Source organism: Agathobaculum butyriciproducens (assembly GCA_003096535.1).
Taxonomy (GTDB): domain Bacteria; phylum Bacillota; class Clostridia; order Oscillospirales; family Butyricicoccaceae; genus Agathobaculum; species Agathobaculum butyriciproducens.
In genome coordinates, this window is the sequence record QEKJ01000004.1 from 99,788 (window position 1) to 122,716 (window position 22,929).

Sequence of the window (22,929 nt, forward strand, 5' to 3'; positions counted from 1 at the left end):
ATTTTACTTGTCCCGCCAGCTGACACCCTGCCGGATCATATCATTATAAGCGGCAATGGTATCGCTGTGGATGAGTTTTCCGCGTGCGACCAGCTCGGTCAGCGTCTGGTCATAGCAGTAGAGCAGGGCACTGTCGATGTCGATCTGCGCCAGCTCACGCGCCTTGTCCACGCCGGGAAAATCACGAGTTTCTTCGATGTAATCCGCCAGATACAAGATCTTGTCAAGCAGCGTCATATGGTTCTTGCCGGTGGTGTGGCAGGCGATGGCATCGCAGATATCCTCGGGCATGTGGTATTCGGCCCGCGCGATGGCTGCCGCCGTCTTTCCGTGCAGCATTTTCGGCTCGCTTTTTTCGACGGTACAGGGTATTATACCGTATTTCCCGCATAAATTCAACTGTTCTTGCGGAGAAAGATATTTTGTTATGTCATGCAGAATGCCTGCAGTACCCGCTTTTTCCGGGTCCTCGCCGTACTTTTCTGCCAGCATGATCGCCGCACGCTCCACGCCGAGCGAGTGCTCATAGCGGTAGCCCTGCAGTCTGGAAAGGATACTTTTACGCATTTCTTCATTACATAACATAACTTTTCCCCGCCTTTCTCAGCAATTCCTGCCGCAAAACTACAGTTTTTCCGACAAGAAGGAACGAGCCGCAGTCCGTTCCTAAGTCATACAAAAAATACTGATTTTGAACAAACTGCTGTATTTATCTGTTAAACCTGTATGATACAGGCTTAATAGCCGTACAAATGCTTTTCTTCGATGTAATCCGCGACCGATTCCGGTGTATAGCATCGCAGTGCACCGCCCTGCCGCAGCTCGGTCGAGGAAATGGTCAGGCTGTCGCCCTGCACCAGCTCTACGGTTGCACCGAGCGAGTCCTTGAGCGCCGCCGCCTTTTCACGCAGCGCGTCCCAGTCCTCGTTTTCGCGGGCGCAGACAGCAAGCGAAGCCAGCCGCGCGATCTCGTCCGGCGCACGCCAGATTTTATCGAACGAGAGCAGCATATCCGTGCCGACGATCAGGTGCAGGTCGGTCTCGCCGCGTGCATGAAGCGCGCGGAGCGTGTCCACCGTGTAGCTTGCGCCGCCGCGGTCGATCTCTATAGTGTCAAGCATCGCCCACGTTTTTTCTGCCGTCAGGCGGCGCACCATTTCGCACCGGTCCTCTGCGGACGCGGTGTTCTCCGGCAGAGCCTTGTGCGGCGGAATATTGGTCGGAATGAACAGCACCCGATCTAAGTTCAGCGCACGGTGCGCGAGTTCCGCCGCATGCAGATGTCCCAGATGCGGCGGATTGAATGTGCCGCCGAGAATTCCCGTCCTCATTTTACCAGAACGATCTTGCGCTTGTCCTCATCGCTGGACTGGCGGTACAGCACAAACTTGGAGCCGATGCACTGTACAGCGTCCGCGCCAGTGGCCTCGCAGAGCGCCTCGGATACCGTGCGCGGCGTCAGCATCGCACTCTCGAGCACCTTGCCCTTGACCAGCTCGTGGGATTCGAGCAGCGCGTCCAGCTCGCGTTCTACCGCGTCGGTTACGCCTTCCTTGCCGATGATCAGCGTGACCGCCAGCGGGTTTGCCATTGCACGAAGCTGTGCGCGTTGTTTTGTGTTAAGCATTATATTTCTCCTTATGTTTTAATGGAAAATTGAGAATGGAGAATTGAGAATTATGGTATCGCGCCTTGCGCGATTATTTTATTCGGCACTACGTGCCGCACCTCGTCGCAGCGCGGACGGAACCCGCGCAAGGATAGCGACATTTTCCATTATCCATTCTCCATTTTCAATTCACTTTATCTTTTAGTATGGCTTTCAATTTATTCAAAGCATTTGCCCGATGAGAGATTGTATTCTTGATCTCTGCCGGCAGTTCGCCGAAGGTACAGCCGTATTTCTCGACATAGAACAGCGGGTCATAGCCGAAGCCGCCTGCGCCGTGGTTCTCGCGGAGCAGTGTGCCCTCGCATTCACCGCGCACGGTGAGCGTTTCGCCGTCCGCGAGCACACACGCGATCGCGCACACAAACCGGCAGGCACGGTTTTCCTTATCCTGCATATTTTTCAGCAAAAAGGCATTGCGGTCCTCGTCCGTACCCTCGCAGTAGCGCGCGGAGTAGATACCGGGAGCACCGTCCAGCGCATCTACGCACAGGCCGCTGTCGTCCGCGAGAGCGGGCAGACCGGTGAACTCTGCGGCGGATTTTGCCTTGATGATGGCGTTTTCCTCAAAGGTTTTGCCGTTTTCCTCGGGTTCGGGGGCACCCTCCGGCAGCGGGATGATTTCAATGCCGAGGCTGCTCACGATAGCGGACAGCTCTGCCAGCTTTTTCTTGTTATGGGAAGCAAGTACAAACTGCATTACAGACTTTCCCCCATCACCTTGGCCTGCTTGCGGCACAGCGTCAGGCAGCCGCGCTTGCCGAGTCCGAGCAGCTTGCGCAGCTCGGTATCCGTAAACGGACGGCCCTCGCCGGTGCCCTGCACCTCGATGAACTCACCCTTGCTCGTCATAACCACGTTGCAGTCCACAATGGCGTGGCTGTCCTCGGCGTAGTTGAGGTCGAGCACGGCTTCATCCTCAAAAACGCCGACCGAAACGGCTGCAACCTGTGCGGTGAGCGGCATTTTCTCGATCACGCCATCGGCCAGCAGCTTTTTGCATGCAAGCCACAGTGCAACAAATCCGCCGGTGATGGACGCGCAGCGCGTGCCGCCGTCCGCCTGAATAACGTCGCAGTCAATCGTGATCTGGCGCTCACCGAGTGCTTCGCGGTCCACGACCGCACGCAGCGCACGGCCGATCAGACGCTGGATCTCGCTCGAGCGGCCGTCCAGCTTGAGCGACTTGATGTCGCGTTTTTTGCGGGTATTGGTCGCACGCGGGAGCATCGCATACTCGGCGGTTACCCAGCCGAGGCCCTTGCCCTCGAGGAACGGCGGTACCTTTTCCTCGACCGACGCGGTGCAGATGACCTTGGTGTTGCCCATCTCGACCAGCACCGAGCCTTCCGCGTACATCGTGTAATCAGTGGTAATCTTCACCGGACGCATTGCGCCCTTGGTTCTTCCGTCAGGTCTCTGCATTTTCGTCCTCCTCGGTCTGTTCCTCATCGTTTTCTGCGTTTTCATGAACCGGCGGCAGGATGGCCTCCAGGAATGCCGCACGGTCAAAGTCGATCAGATCGTCAATGCCCTCGCCAACGCCGACCAGCTTGACCGGAACACCCAGTCCTGCCGAAATGGCGATCACGATGCCGCCCTTTGCGGTGCCGTCCAGCTTGGTGAGAATAATGCCGGTCAGCTCGGCAGCCTTGTTGAACTCCTCAGCCTGATGAACCGCATTCTGACCGGTGGTCGCATCCAGCACGAGCAGCGTTTCGCGCGACGCATCCGGCAGCTCACGGGAGATAACGCGGTCGATCTTCGCCAGTTCGTTCATCAGGTTGGCCTTGTTGTGCAGACGGCCTGCCGTATCCACGATGATGATATCGCTGCCGCGTGCCTTGGCCGCCGAGATGGAGTCAAACACAACAGCCGCCGGGTCTGCGCCCTCGCCGTGGCGAACGATATCCGCACCGGCACGCTTTGCCCAGATTTCGAGCTGGTCCGCCGCAGCTGCGCGGAAGGTATCCGCCGCCGACAGCATAACCTTTTTACCCTCATTGACATAGCGGGCCGCCAGCTTGCCGATCGAGGTCGTCTTGCCGACACCGTTGACGCCGATTACCAGAATGACCGCCGGCTTGCCGTCCGTATTCAGCGGCTGATTGTCGAGCATGTTGTCGGTCAGCACCTCGCGGAGCAGGTCGCGCAGCTCGTCCGCCGTGGTGGTCTTGCGCAGCTTGGCGCGCTTTTCGACCTCAGCGACGATCTTCGCCGCCGTGGATGCACCGACGTCCGACAGGATGAGTGCTTCTTCCAGTTCCTCGAGCAGATCATCATCCACCTTGACAAATGCCGCGAACACGCTGTCCAGCGAGTGGTTCACCGCATCCGATGTTTTCTTTAAGCCCTGCTTAATTTTATCAAAAAATCCCATGCTTATCTCCTTATATTTATCTTGCAAATCAGGAATCAGTAATTATTTACCGTAGTAGTTGATACGCCAGTTCTCCCAGTCTGTGCGGTCAATCCGCTCACCCCAGAGAACATAGCCGCGCGCATGTCCCCAGTGCCGAAACTCGACCGGATGCCGTGCCGCATAGCCGTCTGTCGTAAGAGAGCCGTTCGGCAATCGTCTTTCCACATCCAGCCGGTACGGATATTTTTCGCTTCGCATATCCATTGCCGCAATTCTCCATTTTCCATTACTTAATGGTATTTTTGAGCCGTTTTTCCGCCTCAGCCAGATTGAGCATCAGCATTTTGGAGACGCCCTGCTCCTGCATGGTCACGCCGTAGAGCATATCTGCTTCTTCCATTGTACCACGTCTGTGGGTAATTACAATAAATTGTGTCGAATCTGTCAGGCGGCGAATGTATTTTGCAAACCGCTGCACGTTCACATCATCGAGCGCGGCTTCGATCTCATCAAGCACGCAAAACGGCGTAGGCCGCAGCTTAAGGATCGCAAAGTACAGCGCAATGGCAACAAACGCCTTTTCACCGCCTGAGAGCAGCGTAATCGTTTTAACCGCCTTACCCGGCGGAGACACGCGGATGTCGATACCGCAGTTCAGGATATCCGAAGTATCGGCAAGCTGCAGTTCGGCGTGTCCGCCGCCGAAGATCTCGCGGAAGGTATCACGGAAGTACACATTCAGCTTGGCGAACTCGGACGCGAAAATCTCCTTCATGCTGACGGTCAGCTGCTCGATGACCTTGCGCAGATCGGTCTGCGCGGTCTCGAGGTCGTCCTTCTGCTCCCGCAGGAAGCTGTACCGCTCCTGCACACGCTGAAATTCGTCCACCGCATCCAGATTGACGTTGCCGAGCGCCCGCATTTTCACGCGCAGCTCCTGCACGCGGCCGCGCGTTTCACCGAGTTTTTCAATCGGTCGGGCGATCTCTGCCGCCGGTGTGGGTGTTAATTCATAGCTTTCCCACATTTTATCCAGAATCTGTGTTTCCTCGGTTTTCAGCTGGGCCGCGCGGTTTTCCAGTCGGGCGGTCTCGCGTTCGAGTTCAAGGATTTCCTCGTTGCGGCTCTGTGCCGCCTTTTCCAGACGGACCCGTTCGCCCTCGGTCTGTTCGCGTCTGCCGGTCTGCCGTGCAAGCTGTTCGCTGAGCAGCCGGGCGGTGGTGTCGCGTCCGTGCTTGGCTGCACGGACTTGGGTAAGTTCATCGGTCAGGCGTGCGATTTCCGCCGCAAAGCCCGCGATCGTCTGCTCCGCACCGGACACGCCCGCGTCGAGGTCGGCCTTGAGCCGCTCAAGCTCCGCGAGCGCGCGTGCTTCGCTGTCCTGTGCCGTGCGCGTCTCCACGAGTGCGGTCTGCGCGGCTGTGATGCGCGAAGCCGTCTGCGTCAGCTGTTCTGCAGCGGCGTTCACTGCCGTACGGTACTCGGCGCAGACCTGCTCGGCAGCTGCAAGCGCCTGCTCTGCGGCAGACCGGCGCTCTGTGCAGGCGGCAAGTGTCTGTTCATACTTCTGCTGCGTTGCTGTGAAGTTAGTTTGTTCAGAAATCAGGCTGTCATACCGTTTCTGCAGGCTTTCCAGCAGGAATTTATGCTGTTTTACCGAAGCAGCAAGTCCGGCTCTCTCCTGCTCCGCGTGCCGGCGGTCGGTTTCGATGGCCTGCGCCTGCCCGGCAAGCGATTCCAGTTCCTGTCCTGCAGCCTGCTCGGTCTGTGCCAGCGTTTTTCGCTCCTGCTCGAGTGCGCGCACGCGCGCCTCGGCGGCGTGCAGGCGTTCCGCCCGCGCCAGTGCGCCGGTGCCGCGGGAGACCGAGCCGCCTGTCATGGCACCGCCTGCCTGCAGGATTTGTCCATCCAGCGTGACAATGCGAAACCGATGTCCGTACGCCTTGGCCAGTGCCAGCGCGGTGTCCATATTCTCCGAAATGACCGTGCGCGCCAGCAGATTGCACACAATATTCTTGTATTTTTCATTAAATCTGACGAGAGCATCCGCGGTGCCGAAGCAGCCGTTCTGCCGTTCCAGGCCGGTCTCCCGCAGGCTGTTTGCCCGAATGGTATCCAGCGGCAGGAAGGTCGCGCGGCCGCCGTCCGTGCGCTTGAGGTACGAAATGCACTGCTTGCCCACGCTCGTGCTGTCCACCACGATGGAGGACGCTGACGCACCGAGGGCAGTGTCGATTGCCGTCACGAACCGCTTTTCGGTCGTGATGAGCGCGGAAACCGGACCGTGCACGCCGTTCATCGCACCCTTTTCAGCCTGCCGCATGACGGCTTTCACCGACCGTGAGAAGCCCTCGTACTCATGCTGCATGTCGGTCAGCATTTTCACGCGGCTCTGCATTTCGCTCAGCGCGGACTGCGCTGCTCGCAGGTCGTTCTGCGCCTGCTCGGCCTTTCGGCGGCAGGTCTCCGCCTGAACGGCGGCCGTCTGCGCCTGCTTTGCCGTTTCGGCAAGCGTTTGCTCGCACGCGGTCAGTTCCCGCTCGAGATTGTCCTGTGCCTGCTTTTCGGTATCCAGCTGCTGTGCCGCTGCTGCGATTTCGGAATCCAGCGTCATTTTGCGGTCGTTCATGCCCGTCAGACCGCTCTCGGCGGCTGTTCGGTCGAGTTCGAGCGCGTGCAGCGTGCGCTCCTGCCTGCGCTGCGCCTGCTCGGCCTGCCGAAGTGCCTGCTCGGCCTGTGTGCGCTGCTGCTCCTGCTCGGCAGACTGTTTTCGGAGTGCATCCAGTTCAGCCGACTGTGCCTTCTCCTGCTCATTCAGCGCAGAAATACGCTCGCGCCGGTCGGCAAGCTGCGCATCCATGCTCTGCACCTGCTCGGCGCGGTGTGCGCTCTCCTGCCGTGTGCGCTCGATATTCTCCTCGCAGTTGCGGATGTTCGCCTGAATAACCGCCTCACGGCTGATCTGCTCGGCGGCAAACTGCTCGGCTTCGCGCAGCTCGTTCCGCAGACGTTCGGTTTCCCTGTCAATCTCACGCAGTGACTCGGCTAGCTGCTCGGACTGCGCATACAGCGTTCCCTGCTGCTGTTTTGCATCCGCAAGCTGCTTTTCGCAGGTTGTCCGGTCTTTATTCAGCTTGGCAGTGTCATTCTTGAGCTGCTCGAGCGACAGCAGCCACAGCGAGACCTCAAGCACGCGCAGCTCATCCCGCAGATGCAGAAACCTTTTCGCCTTGCCAGCCTGCTGCTCGAGCGGCTCGAGCCGGTTTTCCAGTTCGCCGTACAGGTCGCGGATACGCACCAGATTTTCCTCGGTGGCTGACAGCCTGCGCTCGGCTTCCTCCTTACGGTAGCGGAACTTGGTGATGCCTGCGGCTTCCTCAAAGATTTCGCGCCGGTCCTCGCTCTTAAAGGACAGAATCTCGTCAATGCGGCCCTGTCCGATGCTGGAATAGCCGTCGCGTCCCAGACCGGTATCCATAAACAGCTCGTGCACGTCCTTGAGGCGGCAGTGCTTTTTGTTGAGGAAATACTCGCTCTCGCCCGAGCGGTAGTACCGACGCGTGACCATAATTTCGGTAAATTCCGAGCGGAACACATGCGCCGAATTGTCCAGAATGAGCGAAACCTCGGCAAAGCCGACCGGACCGCGCTTGGCTGTGCCGCCGAAGATCACGTCCTCCATCTTCGCGCCGCGCAGAGACCGCGAGGACTGCTCCCCCAGAACCCACCGGATGGCATCCGAAATATTCGATTTTCCCGAGCCGTTCGGACCGACGATCGCCGTAATGCCGCCGAGAAATTTGATCTCGGTGCGATCCGGGAACGACTTGAAGCCCTGTAAAATCAGGCTTTTGAGAACCATATGCCACCTCTTTATTATAGATAGTTTTATTTTACCACTGCGGCAGTATCTTTTCAACGACTAACTGCGTCACGCAGAAAAAAGAGGTCGATTTCTCGACCTCTTTGCCGTTTATCTCTATTGCGGTTTGACGATAAGCGTCAGCATCCCATATTTTCCAAGGCCTTCTTCGCCGCCATCTGCTCGGCTTCCTTTTTGCTCTTGCCGATGCCCTCGGCAAACACATTGGAGTTGAGCAGCAGCTCCATCTTGAACCGCTTGTCATGGTCCGGTCCGGACTGGCCTGCCAGACGGTATTCCAGCGTTTCCTGCTTGTTCTTCTGCACGATCTCCTGCAGCATGGTCTTGTAGTCCTTGAACGCGCCGCCTGCCAGCGCAACCTCGACCTTGTGCGGGATGAAGCGCAGCACGAATGCACGGGCAGGCTCGATGCCGCCGTCCATAAAGATAGCGCCGAGCAAAGCCTCTGTTGCGTCAGCGAGAATGGACGCACGCTTGCGTCCGCCGCCCATCTCCTCGCCGTGACCCAGACGGATGGCTTCCGGGATACCGATCTCATGCGCGATCTCGTCCAGTGCGCCCTCGCAGACAACTGCCGCGCGCAGCTTGGTCAGGTCGCCCTCGGGCAGGTCGGGATAGTGCGTGAACAGGTAGCCCGCCGTGACAAAGCCCAGCACCGAGTCGCCCAGAAACTCCAGGCGCTCGTTGCACTGCAAATGCGTGCCGTGGTGCTCATTCGCGTAGGACGAATGCGTCATCGCCAGCCGGAGCAGGCTTTCATCCTTGAATTTATAGTCAATTTTCAGCATTTTTGTTCCTTCTTCCTGTGGATCACTCGGAAACCGTCATGTACTGAATGTTTTCCTTTACTGCATCGATCATGCCGGATTTGGTGTACGCAATGGCCTGACGGACGGCGTTCATCACCGCGATCTCGTTGGACGAGCCGTGCGCCTTGATGACCGGCTTTGCGATGCCGAGGAACGGTGCGCCGCCGATCTTGTCCTGATTGAACACCTCGCGGAAGTCGTCCATGCCTTTCTTGCACAGCAGGTAGCCGAGCTTGGTGCCGACAGACGCCATAAACACGCCCTTGATCTCCTTCGACATGAACTTCGCCACGCCCTCGATGGTCTTGAGCTGCACATTGCCGGTAAAGCCGTCGCAGACAGCAACATCACACGCACCGAGCGGCACCATGCTGCCCTCTACGTTGCCAACAAAATTCAGACGGCCCTCGTCGCCCGCCTTTTTCAGCAGCGCGTAAGCCTCCTTGCGGAGCGGATCACCCTTGGTATCCTCCGTGCCGTTGTTGACAAGGCCGACACGCGGCTTGACGACACCGTTTATCTTCTCCGCATACAGCGAAGCGAGGAACGCGAACTGGAGCAGCATTTCGGCGGTGCATTCGGTGTTTGCACCCGCATCGCACAGCATGACCTGACCGTTCGCGCACGGCATAACCGGTGCCAGTGCACCGCGTCGGATGCCCTTGATGCGGCCGCCGTACAGCGTTGCGCCGGTGAGCAGTGCGCCGGTGTTGCCCGCGGAAACCAGCGCGTCGCCCTCCCCTGCCTTGAGCAGCTTGAACGCTACCGCCATGGACGAATCCGGCTTGTGGCGGAGTACCGTTGCGGGATCGTCGTGCATATCGACCAGATCGTTTGCGGGCATGATGGTAATGCCCTTGACATCGGAAAGTCCCTTCTCCTTGAGGACATTCGCTACGACCTCCGGCTTGCCGACCAGCAGCACTTCCTCGCCGTATTCCTTCGCAGCCAGCGCACCGCCCCATACAGCGGATTCGGGCGCGTTATCGCCGCCCATCGCATCAACGATGATCCTCATATTAAAGCTCTCCCTTCAGTTTTTCGATCTGCTCGAGCGCCCGCTCGGAGATTTTGGTGTTCTTCTCCCGCTTGCCCTTGATTTTATAGCCGAGCGGCTCGATAATGCCGAAGTTTACGTTCATCGGCTGGAATTTCGCGACCGTATGATCGGAAATATAGGTTGCCAGTGCGCCGGTGGCGGTAAGGCGGTCGAGTATCGGCATCGGTTTTCCGAGCACGTCCATGGCCGTTGCCACGCCTGCCACCCAGCCGGAGGCGGTGGACTCCACATAGCCTTCTACGCCGGTCATCTGGCCCGCAAAACGGATGCGCGGGTCGGATTTGAGCGCGTAAGTCGCGTCCAGCAGGCGCGGAGAATCCAGGAACGTGTTACGGTGCATGACACCGTAGCGCACGAACTCGGCGTTTTTCAGCGCCGGGATCATGGAGAACACGCGCTTCTGCTCACCGAACTTGAGGTGAGTCTGGCAGCCGACCAGATTGTACAGCGTGCCGTTCGCGTTGTCGCGGCGCAGCTGGAGCACGGCATACGGGTCCTTGCCGGTTTTCGGGTCCGGCAGACCGATGGGCTTAAGAATGCCGAACCGCAGCGTGTCAAAGCCGCGGCGCGCGTTGACCTCGATGGGCATGCAGCCCTCGAACACCTTGGAGTCCTCGAAGCCGTGCACCGGCGCTTCCTCGGCGGTGGTCAGTGCGTTCCAGAACGCCTCGTACTCCTCGCGGGAGAACGGGCAGTTGATGTAATCCGCCGTGCCCTTGCCGTAGCGGGAAGCCTCGTAGGCAGAATCCATATCGATGCTCTCAGCCGTGACAATCGGCGCGGCGGCATCGTAAAAGTGCAGGAAATCGCCGCCGACCTTGGCGTGGATGGCGTCAAACAGCGTATCCGAGGTCAGCGGGCCTGAGGCGATAACGACTCTGCCCTCCGGAATCTCAGTCACTTCACCGTAGACCACCTCGATATTCGGGTGGTTCTTGATCTTCTCGGTGACGGCTGCCGCGAAGGCTTCGCGGTCAACCGCCAGTGCGCCGCCTGCCTCAACGCGGTGTGCATCCGCACACGAGAGGATAAGGCTGTCCAGACGGCGCAGCTCCTCCTTCAGCAGACCGGCGGCGTTCGCCAGCTCATCCGAGCGCAGCGAGTTGGAGCACACCAGCTCGGCAAAGTCGTCCGAGTGGTGCGCAGGCGTGTGCTGCACCGGCTTCATCTCACACAGGCGCACGGAGATACCGCGCTGTGCCAGCTGCCATGCAGCCTCACAGCCGGCCAGTCCTGCGCCGACTACTGTTACCATTTCACTCATTCGGCGCTCTCCTTTGCCGTGGTCTTTTTCTTAGCGGCAGGCTTTTTCGCTGCTGCTTTCTTCTCAGCGGCTTTTTTCGCCTTTTCGGCCGCCTTTTCTGCTTCATACTTTGCCAGAGCCTTGGCGTACTGCTCCTGCTGCTTGGCAGTCAGCTCCTGTACGGCCTCGTCCTTCAGCTTTTTGAATTTATTGGTGGTCTTGGTCATCCACGGCAGGGTTTTCTTCGCGGTGGATTTCTTGACAGCCGCCTTTTTCGTTGCCTTCTTGACCTTTTCCTCGGTCTCGCCGTTCTTCTCGGCGGCTTCCTTTGCGGCAGCACGTTCCGCAGCCTTGGCGGCACGCGCTTCACGCATCTTGCGGCGCTTTTCGGTTTCCTCAGGCGGCAGGCCCTCCTTGACCAGCTCCTTGTAGCCGCAGCCCTCACGCAGGCAAACGTCCGTGACCTCCTTGGAATCGCGGTCGGTGTGGCGGAACAGCGAGGAATCGCAGTTCGGACACTTGGTCTTGAGCGGCTTGTCCCACGTCATGAACTGGCAGGTCGGATAGGTGTCGCACGAGTAGTACACATAGCCGCGTGCAGACTTTTTCTTCACGACCTTTGCGCCGCAGACCGGGCACGCAGCGCCGGTGTCCTCGGTGATGGGCTTGGTGTTGGTGCACTCCGGGAAACCCGGGCACGCAAGGAATTTACCGAACCGGCCGGACTTGATGACCATGTTGCGTCCGCATTTCTCGCAGATAACGTCGGTCACCTCGTCCTGAATCTTGATGCGCTTGCCCTCCAGATCAATCTCTGCCTGCTTGAGCGCGGCTTCAAAGCCGTCATAGAAGTTGTGCAGCAGCTGGATATAGTTCAGCTTGCCCGCTTCGACCTCGTCCAGCTCGTGCTCCATGTTGGCGGTGAACTCGTAATCAGCAACCGACTTGAACTCGTCAACCAGCAGGCCGGTAACGCCTTCGCCGAGCGGCGTCGGACGGAGCGCCTTGTTCTCCTTGGTGACGTAATCGCGGTCGATGATGGTCGAGATAGTCGGCGCATAGGTGGACGGACGGCCGATGCCGCGTTCCTCCATCGCACGGATGAGCGATGCCTCGGTGTAGCGAGCCGGCGGCTGCGTAAAGTGCTGGGACGGCTCGATTTTCTCGGCAGTCAGCTTGTCGCCCTGATCGAAGCGCGGCAGCGGCTTTCCTGCGGAATCCTGCTTTTTCTCGTCGTCCGTGCCTTCCTCGTAAACCGCAGTAAAACCCGGGAACGCGACCGTATGACCGGATGCGCGGAACACCTGACCCTCGCAGACGATATCGGCGGAAACCGTATCGAGAATGGCGTCTGCCATCTGGCAGGCCACAAAGCGCGACCAGATCAGGCGGTACAGCTTGAACTGATCGGGCGTCAGGTACTTGCGGATTTCTTCAGGCAGCAGCTGCACGTTGGACGGACGAATGGCTTCGTGCGCGTCCTGCGCGTTGCCCTTGGTCTTGAACACACGCGGCTTGCCCGGATAATATTCCTCGCCGTAGCGGCCGCGAATGAAGCCCGCAGCGGCAGCGGTGGCCTCGTCCGCCAGACGGAGCGAGTCGGTACGCATATAGGTGATAAGGCCGGTCAGACCGTATTCACCGAGTTCAATACCTTCGTACAGCTCCTGCGCGATGCTCATCGTGCGGCGCGGCGTCATATTCAGCTTGCGGCTGGCTTCCTGCTGCAGCGTCGAGGTGATGAACGGAGGTGCGGCGGTGCGCTTTTTCTTGCCGCGCTTGATATTGCCGACGGTGAACGGCTTGCCGGTAACGGCGTTCACGACTGCCATCGCCTGCTCTTCGTTTTTCAGCTCGGCCTTGCCGTTCGCGTCGCCGTAGTAGCGCGCTGAAAACTTGCCGCCGTCCGCCGTTTGCAGCAGCGCCTCGATGGACCAGTATTCCTCCGGCACAAATGCGCGGATCTCGTTCTCGCGGTCCACGACCAGACGGGTTGCAACGCTCTGCACACGGCCTGCGGACAGACCGCGCTTGACCTTGCGCCACAGGAACGGCGACAGCTGATAGCCAACGATTCGGTCGAGAATACGGCGTGCCTGCTGTGCATTTACCAGATCGATATCAATATCGCGCGGGTTCTCGATACCCGAGCGGACCGCCTGCTTGGTGATCTCGTTAAAGGTCACGCGACGGGAATTCTTGTCCTTGAGCTTGAACAGCTCCTTGATGTGCCACGAAATCGCTTCTCCCTCGCGGTCAGGGTCAGTTGCGAGATAGACGAAATCGCTCTTGCGGATTTCGCTGCGGATTTCCTTGATGATTTTATCTTTACCCTCGATCGGCACATATTCCGGCTGGAAATCGTGCTCGATATCGATGCTCATTTTCTTTTTCGGCAGATCGCGCAGATGTCCCATCGAAGCCTTGACGACATAGTCCGAACCGAGATATTTTCCGATCGTCTTTGCCTTGGCCGGGGACTCCACGATGACTAACTTAGACATAAAAACCTCCAGAAACTTACTTCGATTGCAACCACGCTTGCAATCGAAAGGCCATACCGAACTCTGTTCGGATATGGCCAAGGCTGCGAAAAGTTCCTCCTTCGTCGAAACTTTTCTCCGCACTTGTATAAAAAGGGTGATACATGCTCCCCCTTTTTATGAATTTCCTGCGGAAATTCTATTGAATACACGCCTTACGGCGTGATTGCTGCGTGTTTTCTTTTTTCTCTCACTTTTACCATGTGCCGAGGATGAGTCTGCCCTTTTCACGGCGCAAAATCCCATCCATTTCCAGCATGGTGACAAGGCTCATCACCCGCGGTGCGGGCAGACCGCAGCGGTCGATCAGCTCCTCAGGCGTGCTCACACCGTCCCGCACGAGCGTGACGATGTGCGTTTCGTCCTGATTTAAGCCCTCCGGCAGCGGTTTTTCCGCCGGTGCGGACGCTTGTGGCTCTGTTTTCGCCTTTTCGACGGCGGCGCGGCGCTGTTCGGCCTGCGCTTCGCGGCGGCGGATGTCCTCCCATGCGCTCTTTGCGGCAGGCTTCGGGTAATCGCCGGTCTGACGCCGAAACGCCTGCTGTACCGCCTGCTCGGGCATCATGCCGCTGTACTCACGCACGAGCACGGTCGGACTGGTCAGCAGCGCAGCCTCGCCCTTGGCGATCAGCTCGTTGCACGACTGCGACTGCGGCGCATCGATCGGACCGGGAACGGCGTACACATCGCGGCCCTGATCAAGCGCGTGACGCGCGGTAATGAGCGCACCCGAACGCCAGTCGCTCGCCTCCACGATGACGGACGCGACCGACAGACCGCTGATGATACGGTTGCGTTGATGATAATTGCGTCCGTGCGGCTCGGTGCCGGGCGGATATTCGCTGATGATGGCACCCATGAGCAGGATATCGCCCATCAGGCTGCGGTGCTGCGGCGGATAGCACACATCGGGTCCGCCCGCCAGCACGGCAACGGTCAGACCGCCCGCCTTCAGCGCACCGCGGTGTGCCGCGCCGTCATTGCCGAGCGCCATGCCGCTGACGGTTATCATGCCCGCTCGGGCAAGCGTTGTGCCGATCTGATCGGCGACTTTCAGACCATACGGCGTCGCCTTGCGCGTGCCGACGACGGCTACGGCGGGAACACTGTCGAAATCCGGCCAGCGTCCGCGCACATACAGCACGGTCGGCGGATCCGGGATCGCCCGCAAGCGGTCCGGGTAAGCGCTGTCACCGATGGTAATGATCTGGATATTCTTTTCCGTGCAGGACCGGATGACCTGCTCTGCTTCGGACGTATCCTTGTCGCACAGCAGATCGACATGGGTCTTGCGCAGCTCACACGGCGCAGCTGTCAGTGCCTGCCGGTCGGCGGCGAACACCGCCTCCGGAGAGCCGAAGGCATCGAGTACCTCGGCGGCTGTGCGCGAGCCGAGTCCGCGCTTGAGCGAAAGCCAAACATAGCTGAGTCTTGACGGCATAGTGCCCGCCTCCTCATTTTGTCATTTCGTAGATCACGATGGCCGCGGCAACGCCCGCATTGAGCGATTCGGCACGGCCCTTCATGGGAATGATCACGCGCCTGTCGGACAGACGGAGCGCCTGCTCGGTCACGCCCTTTCCCTCACTGCCGATGATAGCGGCGGCTTTGGAAAGCGAAACCGAGGAAAGCGGCACGCTGTCCTCATGCAGCGCGGTGGCGTACAGCGGCAGACCGTTTTTGTGCAGCCGTTCGGCAGCCTCCGCAAGCGGGAGCGTCACGCACGGCAGACGGAACACCGCGCCCATCGTCGAGCGCACGACCTTGGGTGAAAACGGATCGGCGCAGCCCTCGCACAACACAACGGCGCCGAGCGCGAACGCTTCGGCGGTGCGTAAGATCGTGCCAAGGTTGCCCGGGTCCTGTAAGCCGTCCAGCAGGAGCACCTGCCCGGCTCCGTCCAGCGCGTCCGCCGTCCACTGCGGCTGCTCGCAGGAAAAGATGACGTTCTGCGGCGTTTCCACCTCACTTGCGAGTTTGAACAGCGCATCCGGTGCAGAATAGAGCGATGCTCCCTGCTCTTCCGCCTTTTTGACGAGTGGACTGTCCCAGCTGTCTCTCACAAGCACGGTTTTCAGCTTCGCGCCCGAACGCAGTGCTTCTCCCAGCATTTTTTCGCCCTCGCACAGCATTTCCCCCGTGCTCCGGCGGTATTTTCGTTCCCGTCCCAGCCGCGCAAGATGCTTGAGCGCGGCATTCTGACGGCTCTGTATCTCAATCAATGCAGTTCCACCACCCTGCTCACAAATTTATTTTCGCCCATGATAAACAGAAGATCATCCGGCTCGATGGCCCTATCCGGCTTAGGACTTGCATCCAGTGCACCCTGTTCACCATGACGGACGGCGAGCACATTCACTTTATGCTTCTGCCGCACGTCAAGCTGCACCAGCGATTTGCCGACCCAGCTTTTCGGCGCGTGTATCTCCAGAATGCTGTATTCGTCCGACACGCCGATAAAATCCACCACGTTGGCATGTGCCAGGCGCTGTGCCAGCTTGCAGCCCATTTCGCTCTCCGGCAGGACAACACGGTCCGCACCGACGCGCTCGAGCACCTTGGCATGCACAGTGCTTCTCGCTTTGGCAATGATGTATTGCGCGCCCAGATCCTTGAGCATGACTGTGATGAGGATGCTCGCCTCCATATCCGTACCTACCGCAACGATACAGCAGTCGAAGTTGCGCACGCCGATGGCCCCCAGCACGGCTTCGTCCTGCGCGTCGCCCTGCATGACCTGCGTCACATCATCCGCGATGCGCTGCACGCTCTCGACGTTCTCGTCGATGGCAAGAACCTCCTGACCAAGCTCGGTCAGCTCCTGCGCAACGGCGGTACCGAATCGGCCCATGCCGATCACCAGAAAGGATTTCATATCTGTCTCTCCTTTGGATAACTGCTTAATCTACTTCACCATAAAGGCATCATCACGCAAAATGCCGAAAATGTAATTGCGGAATGCTGCCTCAACCAATAAACACATCTGCGTCCGGGTATTTGAGCCTTGGCGGCTCTCTGCGGCGCATGAAAACGGCAACGCCAAGCGTCAGCACACCGACACGGCCCATATACATCATCACGATCAGAATGACGCGCGAAGCCGCCGCCAACGTCGGTGTCAGACCCATGGACACACCGACCGTGCCGAACGCGGAGACCGCTTCAAACAGGCACTGGTGAAACGGTGCGTCCTCGATTCCGGCGATCGCACAGGCGCCGACCAGACAGAGCACGCCGCCTGCCATGAGCAGGGTTACGGCGTTCATGATGCTGCGCGGCGCAATCGTCCGGCCGAACGCCGAAACCGTTGTGCGCCCGCAGAAGGCGCTGATGGCCGTGAGCACGAGCACGGCCGCCGTCACGGTCTTGATGCCGCCTGCTGTTGAGCCGGGCGATCCGCCGATGAACATGAGCAGGCACGACACCGCCTGACTCGGGCCGGTAAGCGCGCCGAGGTCGATGGTGTTGAAGCCTGCCGTGCGCAGGGTCACGGACTCAAACGCCGCCGCAAGCAGCTTGTGCGGAGTATCAAACGCACCGAGCGTTGCCGGATTGCTCCACTCGAACAGCAGCGTCCAGCCAAAGCCGAACAGCAGCAGACCTGCCGTGGCCGTCAGCACGATTTTCGTGTGCAGGCGCAGACGGCAGAAACTGTGCTTGTCCCACACGTCGCTCCACACGAAAAAGCCGAGACCGCCGAGCACGATGAGCGCCATCACCGTAATGTTCACGAGCGGATCCTCCGCCCAGCCGATGAGCGACTGAAACGGATCGTCCGGTGTGCCCATCAGGTCAAAGCCTGCGTTGCAGAATGCCGAAACCGCGTGGAACACGCCCATTGTGATTCCCTTCGGGAAACCGTAATGCGGCACGAACCGGCAGGACAGCAGAACCGCTCCCGTCCCTTCGATGATGAACGTGCCGAACAGCACGCGCCGTGTCAGACGGACAATGCCGCCGCCATCCGACAGATTAAGCCCCGCGCTCATCACCATGCGCTCGTGCAGCGTGATCGTTCGCCGCAGGACAAACGACGCAATAGCCGCGACGGACATAAAGCCGAGTCCGCCGATCTGAATCAGCAGCAGGATGACGCACTTGCCGAATACCGACCAGTGCACCGCCGTGCTGACCGTGACGAGTCCGGTAACACAGCTCGCCGAGGCTGCTGTAAACAGCGCGTCGAGAAACGGTGTTATCTGTCCGTCTGCCGCCGAAACCGGCAGCATCAGTACCAGCGCACCCACCAGAATCGTCAGCGCAAAGCCGACGGCAAGTACCGTCGGCGCCCGCAGTCCCAGATGCCGCTTATGCACCATAAAAATCTGCGTCTGCACGATAAATCCCCTCCTTTAACGATGCTGCAGTATGATATACCGAAAGCCTGAACACACCGTTCAGGCTTAGGCTGTCGGCGAAACTACAGTTTCGCCGACAAGCAGGAACGGACCGCGGGCCGTTCCAAAGTCGTCCGAAAGTTCCAATACAGAAACTTTCTCCCTCCAGAAATGAAAAAAGTCAGCGCTGTCCTTGCGCGGTTTCTCGGCCGCGCTGCGCGGTACACGCCCCGACTTTTTTGCATTTGCAAAGCAAATGCTATTTTACACGCGCTGCTGCGCGAATTGGCTGAAGCTGCATGAATATTGACCTTTTCGACAAACCGAGCCTGACCATACCGTTCAGGCTTTGAACAGGCATGCATTATATAATAGTATATCATCGAATTTTTGTCTGTCCAATATAATCTTATACCCGAAATTTTTCGAGAAGTCAAGCGATTTGCGGAATTTTTCCACGCAAGAATAAGCAAGGGCTCTCTGATTTCCAACAGATCAGAGAGCCCAGAGGGGGTTCTGCCGCCGGCAAATACTCCAACAATCCGGCAGACAGAAGTTTATTCCGCAGTTCAAACACATCTACATATTTCCCATTTTACGGTAATACGGTAAGAGGAAAACCGCATTGAACTGCGAAATAACATAGGTAACAAGCAGATGAGCCTTCCGGCACAGGTGTCTGCCGGAAGGCTCAGGAGAAAGATTAAGATGCTACCAGATTCGGGAGGAAATATACAACCTGCGGGAATACCGTTACCAGAATTACCACTGCGATGATAATCAGGATGAACGGGATAACGCCGCGGTAGATTTCCTGTATTTTGACCGACGGCGGCACAATGCCCTTGATGTAGAACAGTGCGAAGCCGAACGGCGGCGTCATGAAGCAGGTCTGCAGCATAACAGCCGTAACTGCGACGATCCACAGACGGTCAAAGCCGAACATATCCATAATCGGCAGGAAGATCGGGAATACGATCATAACGATGCCCAGCCAGTCGAGGAACATGCCCATAAAGAATACGATCGCCATCATGATTGCGAACGCGCCCCACTTGCCGATGCCAACGCTCGAAATCCAGGTTGCAATCAGCTGGTCGCCGTCGAGCGACATGAAGATGCCGGTGAAGGCAGACGCGCCGAACAGGATGATGAATACCATCGCAGATGTCTTTGCGGTGTCGATCAGCGAATCGTACAGCATCTTCCAGCTGAACTGCTTGTAGAAGATGGCGAGGATGAGCGAGAACAGCGCGCCTACGCCTGCCGCCTCGGTCGGAGTCGCCCAGCCGGTGAAGATGGAACCGAGCACGCCGACGATCAGGATGACCGGCGGGATCAGGTTGATGAGCGAACCGGTGATGCGCTCACTCAGCGGCATGGCAGCCAGCTCTTCGGTGGTCATCGCCGGACCGTAATCCGGGTGGATATGGCAGATGACGAACACATAGATCATGTAGAACAGCGACAGGACAAGACCCGGAACGATGGCGGCGAAGAAGATCTTGCCGACCGATACATTCGCATAGGAGCCCATCGAAACCAGCATGATGGACGGCGGAATCAGGATACCGAGCGAACCGCCCGCACACACCATGCCGCACGCGAGAGACGGCTTATAGCCGCACTTCAGCAGCACCGGTACGGACAGCATGCCCATGGTAACAACGGATGCGCCGACGATACCGGTCGTGGCAGCAAACACGGTGGAAACCACGATCACTGCCAGACCGAGACCGCCCTTCAGAGGACCAAGCAGGTAGCGGATAGAGAGGAACAACCCATCCGCAACCTTGGAATGTGTCAAAAAGTTTGCCATCAGCACGAACATCGGGATGGCGACCATGGAATAGCTTTGCATCTGGTCGTACACCTTGGTCATGGCGATGGTGATGCCCGGGCCGCCCCAGGCGAGATAGCCGATAATAACACCGGCGCCGCCGAGGACGAACGCAAGCTCCTGACCGGTCGCAAGACCGATGATCATGGTAAGGAACAGTACGCCAAGCAGGATCGCGCTGAGCTGTGTTGCGCTCACGCCGGACTGCGTGACAAGATTGGTCAGCATTTCCATCATGCAGCGTCGCCTCCCTTCGTATCATCCGTGCCGGAAACGGCTTCACCGATGCCGCGCACGCACTTGAGCATCTCGGAAATGCCCTGCAGTGCGAGCAGCGTCATGCCAACGAACAGCGCCAGCTTGACCGGCCATGCCGGCGGCGCCCATACCGAGTAGCCGCGCTCACCCGTGGTATACGAGCGAAGGAAAAATCCGAAGCTCTCGGGCACGAGCACGAATACGAACGGAACAAAGAACACCAGATAGGTAATCAGGTGCAGAATGTTCTGCGCAAGCGGTTTAAGCCGTGCATACAGCACATCAACCGCAACAAAGGCCTTCTTCTGGAAGCCGTAGGCGCAGACCATGATAATGTAGCAGCCGAAGGTCATGCAGATGACGTCCATCGTCCAGATCTGCGGACTGTGGAACAAACGGCGCAGCACGACTTCGGTAACAATGACCGCGAGAATGCCAAGAACGGCGAAGGAAGCAATCCTGCCGATCCAGTCATTGACGAGGTCGATCACATCGCAGATGCGTTTGATCACTTTCATATATTACACCTCATCTTCTGAGGCTCCGTGCTCTCAAAAGAGAGCACGGAACACTCTGTCGGTCACTTTTCGGATTCATCGTAGTTGAAGCCCCAGCCGTAGTCACCGAGCATTGCGCGGTAGGTATCGGCATGTTCACGGTAATCCTGCATAGAGCTGTATACCATGTTGAAGTTTTCATTCTTCGCAGCTTCTTCTTCGTAAACCTGACGGCAGGTCTCACGGATGGTATTCCAGTCGTCCTGGTTCATCTTGGTGACGACGCAGCCGTCCTCCTCGAGCATCTTCTTGGTGGAATCGAAATCCATCCACAGGTAGCGGGACAGCTGCTCGGAGGTGCAGATCTCAGCCGCCATCTGGATGGCGTTCTGGTACTCCTCGGGGAGCTTATTCCATGCATCCTTGTTGATCATAACGCCGTTGACGCCGCCGGACTGATACCATGCAGGCGAGCACCAGTACTTGGCAACCTCCTGCAATTTCAGCGAATCATCCGAGCACGGCGTGGAGAACTCGCCGCCGTCGATAACACCGCGCTGCAGGGACTCATAAAGCTCGCTTGCCGCAACGGTGGTGATGTTGATGCCCAGCTTTTCCGCTGCACGGCCGGCCATAACGCCGCCGAGGCGGATCTTCATGCTCTGCATGTCCTTGATAGAAGTGATCGGCTTGGTCGAACGGATACCGGACTCTGCGTGGTTGATCATAATCGGGAAATACGTCATGTTGTACTTGCCGTACATATCCTGATAGCACTTCAGGCCGCCGCCCTGGGTGATCCAGATGTAGTAGTCCATGCCGGTGAAGTTATCCATTGTAGTGGAGAGCAGCTCAAAAGCGGTATCCTTGCCGCTCCAGTAGCCGCCCCAGTCACCGCCGCACTGGATGGTGCCGTTCTGGACGTAATCAAACAGCTGATTTGCCGCACAAAGCGAGCCCTCCGGATAGTTGGTGATGGTAAAGCGTCCGTCGGTCAGCTGGCTGACCAGCTCGGAGAAGCGCTCGTCACAGGTGAAGTGAATGTTGCCGTCACCCCAGGTGGAACCCATCTTCCAGGTGATGACCGGCAGATCGCTGCTGCCGCCTGCAACTGCATTGGCGTTTGCCGCATCCATCATGCCGCTGTCCGCGGCATTGCCGCAGCCGGACAAACCAAGGGTTGCCGCACCGACTGCACCGCAAAGCAGACCTGCCATCAATCTTTTGATTTTCATCTTTTTAGCCTCCTTGTTCGTTTTCCTCTATCGAAAACGCCGTTTTGCGGGCGTTTGCGAACAAACTGGTCTGCACAAGAAGGGGATTCTCGCTAATCGCTGTCGGCCAGTGCCTGTACGGCCTGCACGACCTCCTTCTGCGCATCGGAAAGGTGTTCGTAAATCGGCTGCACCGCTGCACGGAACTTTTCGGCCTGCTCCTCATCGAGCAGCGCCATGTAACAGCCGCTGCGGGATGCATGCAGCATTGCTCGAACCTCTGCGCTCTGCCAGTGGTCGCGCTGCCACGAAGCCGCCTCAGCGGCGCATCGCTCAATGATGGTCTGCTCCTCCTGTGAGAACGTTTCCCACGTTTCCGAGGACGCGACCAGCACATCCGCGTTGTAGGAATGTCGGTCATACGTCCAGTACGGTGCAAGCTGATAGTAGCCGCTGTCCACATAGGTAGGCAGCGTGCTCTCGGCGCCGTCAATCCGGTCAGTGCGGAGCGCGAGCGCGATCTCATCCGGCGGCAGCGTCACCACCTCGGCGCCCCACATCGGAATGACCTGCTTCATCTGCGAGGAATCCTCGGTGCCGAGCCGCAGGTCCTTCATGTCATCGAGTGAGGTGATCGCCTTTCCTGTCGTGAAAAAGCACCGGTAACCGGCATAAAAATAGCTTAAACCGGTAAGGCCCTTGTCCTTGAGCGAGGCCATTACCTGCTGACCGACTGCGCCGTCCAGCACCCGGAACAGGTGCTTGTCCGAGGTGTACTCGTACGGCAGCTGCAGCGCCGCAAGCTGCGGTGCATACGCTGCGGCAGACGAGATTGGCGTGCGTACAAAATCAATGCCGCCGTACACGCACTGCTCAAGTGCGGATGCATCGGTACCAAGCTCGTTATCAAAGCTCGGCAGAATTTGTATCGCGCCGTCCGTTTCCTTGCGCACCATGTCGCAGAAGCGCTGACACGCCTGATTGGCGAGGTAGTTTTCGCTCTGCCCGCTGGCAAGGCGGTAATAGCGGATATGCGGCTCGTCCGTGCCGCCGGTACATGCACAGAGCATGAGCAGCAGCCATCCGGCGATCACACACCGAAAGCGTTTATTCATCTTTCCATCTCCTATTATATAGGGTGACCAGTTTCGGCAACATCGTAAATACTTGCGGTAGACAGGTAAAATCACAGCGTACTGAAAATTTTCATATTC

General features: G+C 58.3%; 20 protein-coding genes. All 20 read right to left on the reverse strand.

Going from position 1 to position 22,929, the window contains the following annotated elements; all coding sequences use genetic code 11:
- Nucleotides 1–3: 3 nt before the first annotated feature.
- The 20 genes from yqeK to dctP all read right to left on the reverse strand — a co-directional run bounded on the left by yqeK (nt 4) and on the right by dctP (nt 22,830).
- Nucleotides 4–567 carry a bis(5'-nucleosyl)-tetraphosphatase (symmetrical) YqeK gene (yqeK, locus tag C7386_RS05320; RefSeq protein WP_158557386.1) on the reverse strand — a complete coding sequence of 188 codons (564 nt, stop codon included), beginning with the start codon at nt 565–567 and terminating at the stop codon, nt 4–6.
- Nucleotides 568–737: 170 nt separating this feature from the next.
- On the reverse strand, nt 738–1,331 hold the full coding sequence (nadD, locus tag C7386_RS05325; RefSeq protein WP_110436451.1) for a nicotinate (nicotinamide) nucleotide adenylyltransferase: 594 nt from the start codon (nt 1,329–1,331) through the stop codon (nt 738–740).
- Nucleotides 1,328–1,627 (reverse strand): YhbY family RNA-binding protein, encoded by a 300-nt coding sequence (locus C7386_RS05330; RefSeq protein WP_110436450.1) that lies wholly within the window; start codon nt 1,625–1,627, stop codon nt 1,328–1,330. The genes nadD and C7386_RS05330 overlap by 4 nt, the downstream gene beginning before the upstream one ends.
- A 166-nt stretch (nt 1,628–1,793) precedes the next feature.
- Nucleotides 1,794–2,369, reverse strand: a complete 576-nt coding sequence (rdgB, locus tag C7386_RS05335; RefSeq protein ID WP_110436449.1) for an RdgB/HAM1 family non-canonical purine NTP pyrophosphatase — start codon at nt 2,367–2,369, stop codon at nt 1,794–1,796.
- A complete protein-coding gene (gene rph, locus C7386_RS05340; protein ID WP_110436448.1) occupies nt 2,369–3,094 on the reverse strand; it encodes a ribonuclease PH in 726 nt (241 codons plus the stop codon). Before rph ends, rdgB begins: the two co-directional genes overlap by 1 nt.
- Nucleotides 3,081–4,049: a signal recognition particle-docking protein FtsY gene (gene ftsY / locus C7386_RS05345; RefSeq protein WP_110436447.1), complete on the reverse strand. Its 969-nt coding sequence runs from the start codon at nt 4,047–4,049 to the stop codon at nt 3,081–3,083. The genes rph and ftsY overlap by 14 nt, the downstream gene beginning before the upstream one ends.
- A 42-nt stretch (nt 4,050–4,091) precedes the next feature.
- A complete protein-coding gene (locus C7386_RS05350) occupies nt 4,092–4,295 on the reverse strand; it encodes a hypothetical protein (RefSeq protein ID WP_110436446.1) in 204 nt (67 codons plus the stop codon).
- 22 nt (nt 4,296–4,317) lie between these two features.
- A complete protein-coding gene (smc, locus tag C7386_RS05355) occupies nt 4,318–7,893 on the reverse strand; it encodes a chromosome segregation protein SMC (RefSeq protein WP_110436445.1) in 3,576 nt (1,191 codons plus the stop codon).
- Nucleotides 7,894–8,033: 140 nt separating this feature from the next.
- The gene (rnc, locus tag C7386_RS05360; protein ID WP_110436444.1) at nt 8,034–8,702 is read right to left on the reverse strand and encodes a ribonuclease III; all 669 of its coding nucleotides are present in this window, start codon (nt 8,700–8,702) and stop codon (nt 8,034–8,036) included.
- Nucleotides 8,703–8,724: 22 nt separating this feature from the next.
- Entirely contained in the window at nt 8,725–9,741 is a 1,017-nt protein-coding gene (plsX, locus tag C7386_RS05365; protein WP_110436443.1) for a phosphate acyltransferase PlsX, read from the reverse strand.
- A gap of 1 nt (nt 9,742) precedes the next feature.
- Nucleotides 9,743–11,047: a methylenetetrahydrofolate--tRNA-(uracil(54)-C(5))-methyltransferase (FADH(2)-oxidizing) TrmFO gene (gene trmFO / locus C7386_RS05370; RefSeq protein WP_110436442.1), complete on the reverse strand. Its 1,305-nt coding sequence runs from the start codon at nt 11,045–11,047 to the stop codon at nt 9,743–9,745.
- Nucleotides 11,044–13,530: a type I DNA topoisomerase gene (gene topA, locus C7386_RS05375; RefSeq protein ID WP_110436441.1), complete on the reverse strand. Its 2,487-nt coding sequence runs from the start codon at nt 13,528–13,530 to the stop codon at nt 11,044–11,046. Before topA ends, trmFO begins: the two co-directional genes overlap by 4 nt.
- Before the next feature lie 235 nt (nt 13,531–13,765).
- On the reverse strand, nt 13,766–15,010 hold the full coding sequence (gene dprA / locus C7386_RS05380) for a DNA-processing protein DprA (protein WP_110436440.1): 1,245 nt from the start codon (nt 15,008–15,010) through the stop codon (nt 13,766–13,768).
- Between the two features lie 13 nt (nt 15,011–15,023).
- The gene (locus C7386_RS05385; RefSeq protein ID WP_133241574.1) at nt 15,024–15,791 is read right to left on the reverse strand and encodes a TrmH family RNA methyltransferase; all 768 of its coding nucleotides are present in this window, start codon (nt 15,789–15,791) and stop codon (nt 15,024–15,026) included.
- The gene (locus C7386_RS05390; protein ID WP_110436438.1) at nt 15,788–16,444 is read right to left on the reverse strand and encodes a potassium channel family protein; all 657 of its coding nucleotides are present in this window, start codon (nt 16,442–16,444) and stop codon (nt 15,788–15,790) included. The genes C7386_RS05385 and C7386_RS05390 overlap by 4 nt, the downstream gene beginning before the upstream one ends.
- A 91-nt stretch (nt 16,445–16,535) precedes the next feature.
- Nucleotides 16,536–17,906, reverse strand: a complete 1,371-nt coding sequence (locus C7386_RS05395) for a TrkH family potassium uptake protein (RefSeq protein WP_286050330.1) — start codon at nt 17,904–17,906, stop codon at nt 16,536–16,538.
- Between the two features lie 703 nt (nt 17,907–18,609).
- Nucleotides 18,610–19,983 carry a TRAP transporter large permease gene (locus C7386_RS05400; RefSeq protein ID WP_207655848.1) on the reverse strand — a complete coding sequence of 458 codons (1,374 nt, stop codon included), beginning with the start codon at nt 19,981–19,983 and terminating at the stop codon, nt 18,610–18,612.
- The gene (locus C7386_RS05405) at nt 19,980–20,522 is read right to left on the reverse strand and encodes a TRAP transporter small permease subunit (protein WP_110436437.1); all 543 of its coding nucleotides are present in this window, start codon (nt 20,520–20,522) and stop codon (nt 19,980–19,982) included. Before C7386_RS05405 ends, C7386_RS05400 begins: the two co-directional genes overlap by 4 nt.
- 62 nt (nt 20,523–20,584) lie before the next feature.
- On the reverse strand, nt 20,585–21,736 hold the full coding sequence (locus C7386_RS05410) for a TRAP transporter substrate-binding protein (protein ID WP_116704976.1): 1,152 nt from the start codon (nt 21,734–21,736) through the stop codon (nt 20,585–20,587).
- Nucleotides 21,737–21,828: 92 nt separating this feature from the next.
- Nucleotides 21,829–22,830 carry a TRAP transporter substrate-binding protein DctP gene (dctP, locus tag C7386_RS05415; protein ID WP_116704977.1) on the reverse strand — a complete coding sequence of 334 codons (1,002 nt, stop codon included), beginning with the start codon at nt 22,828–22,830 and terminating at the stop codon, nt 21,829–21,831.
- Between the last annotated feature and the right edge of the window lie 99 nt (nt 22,831–22,929).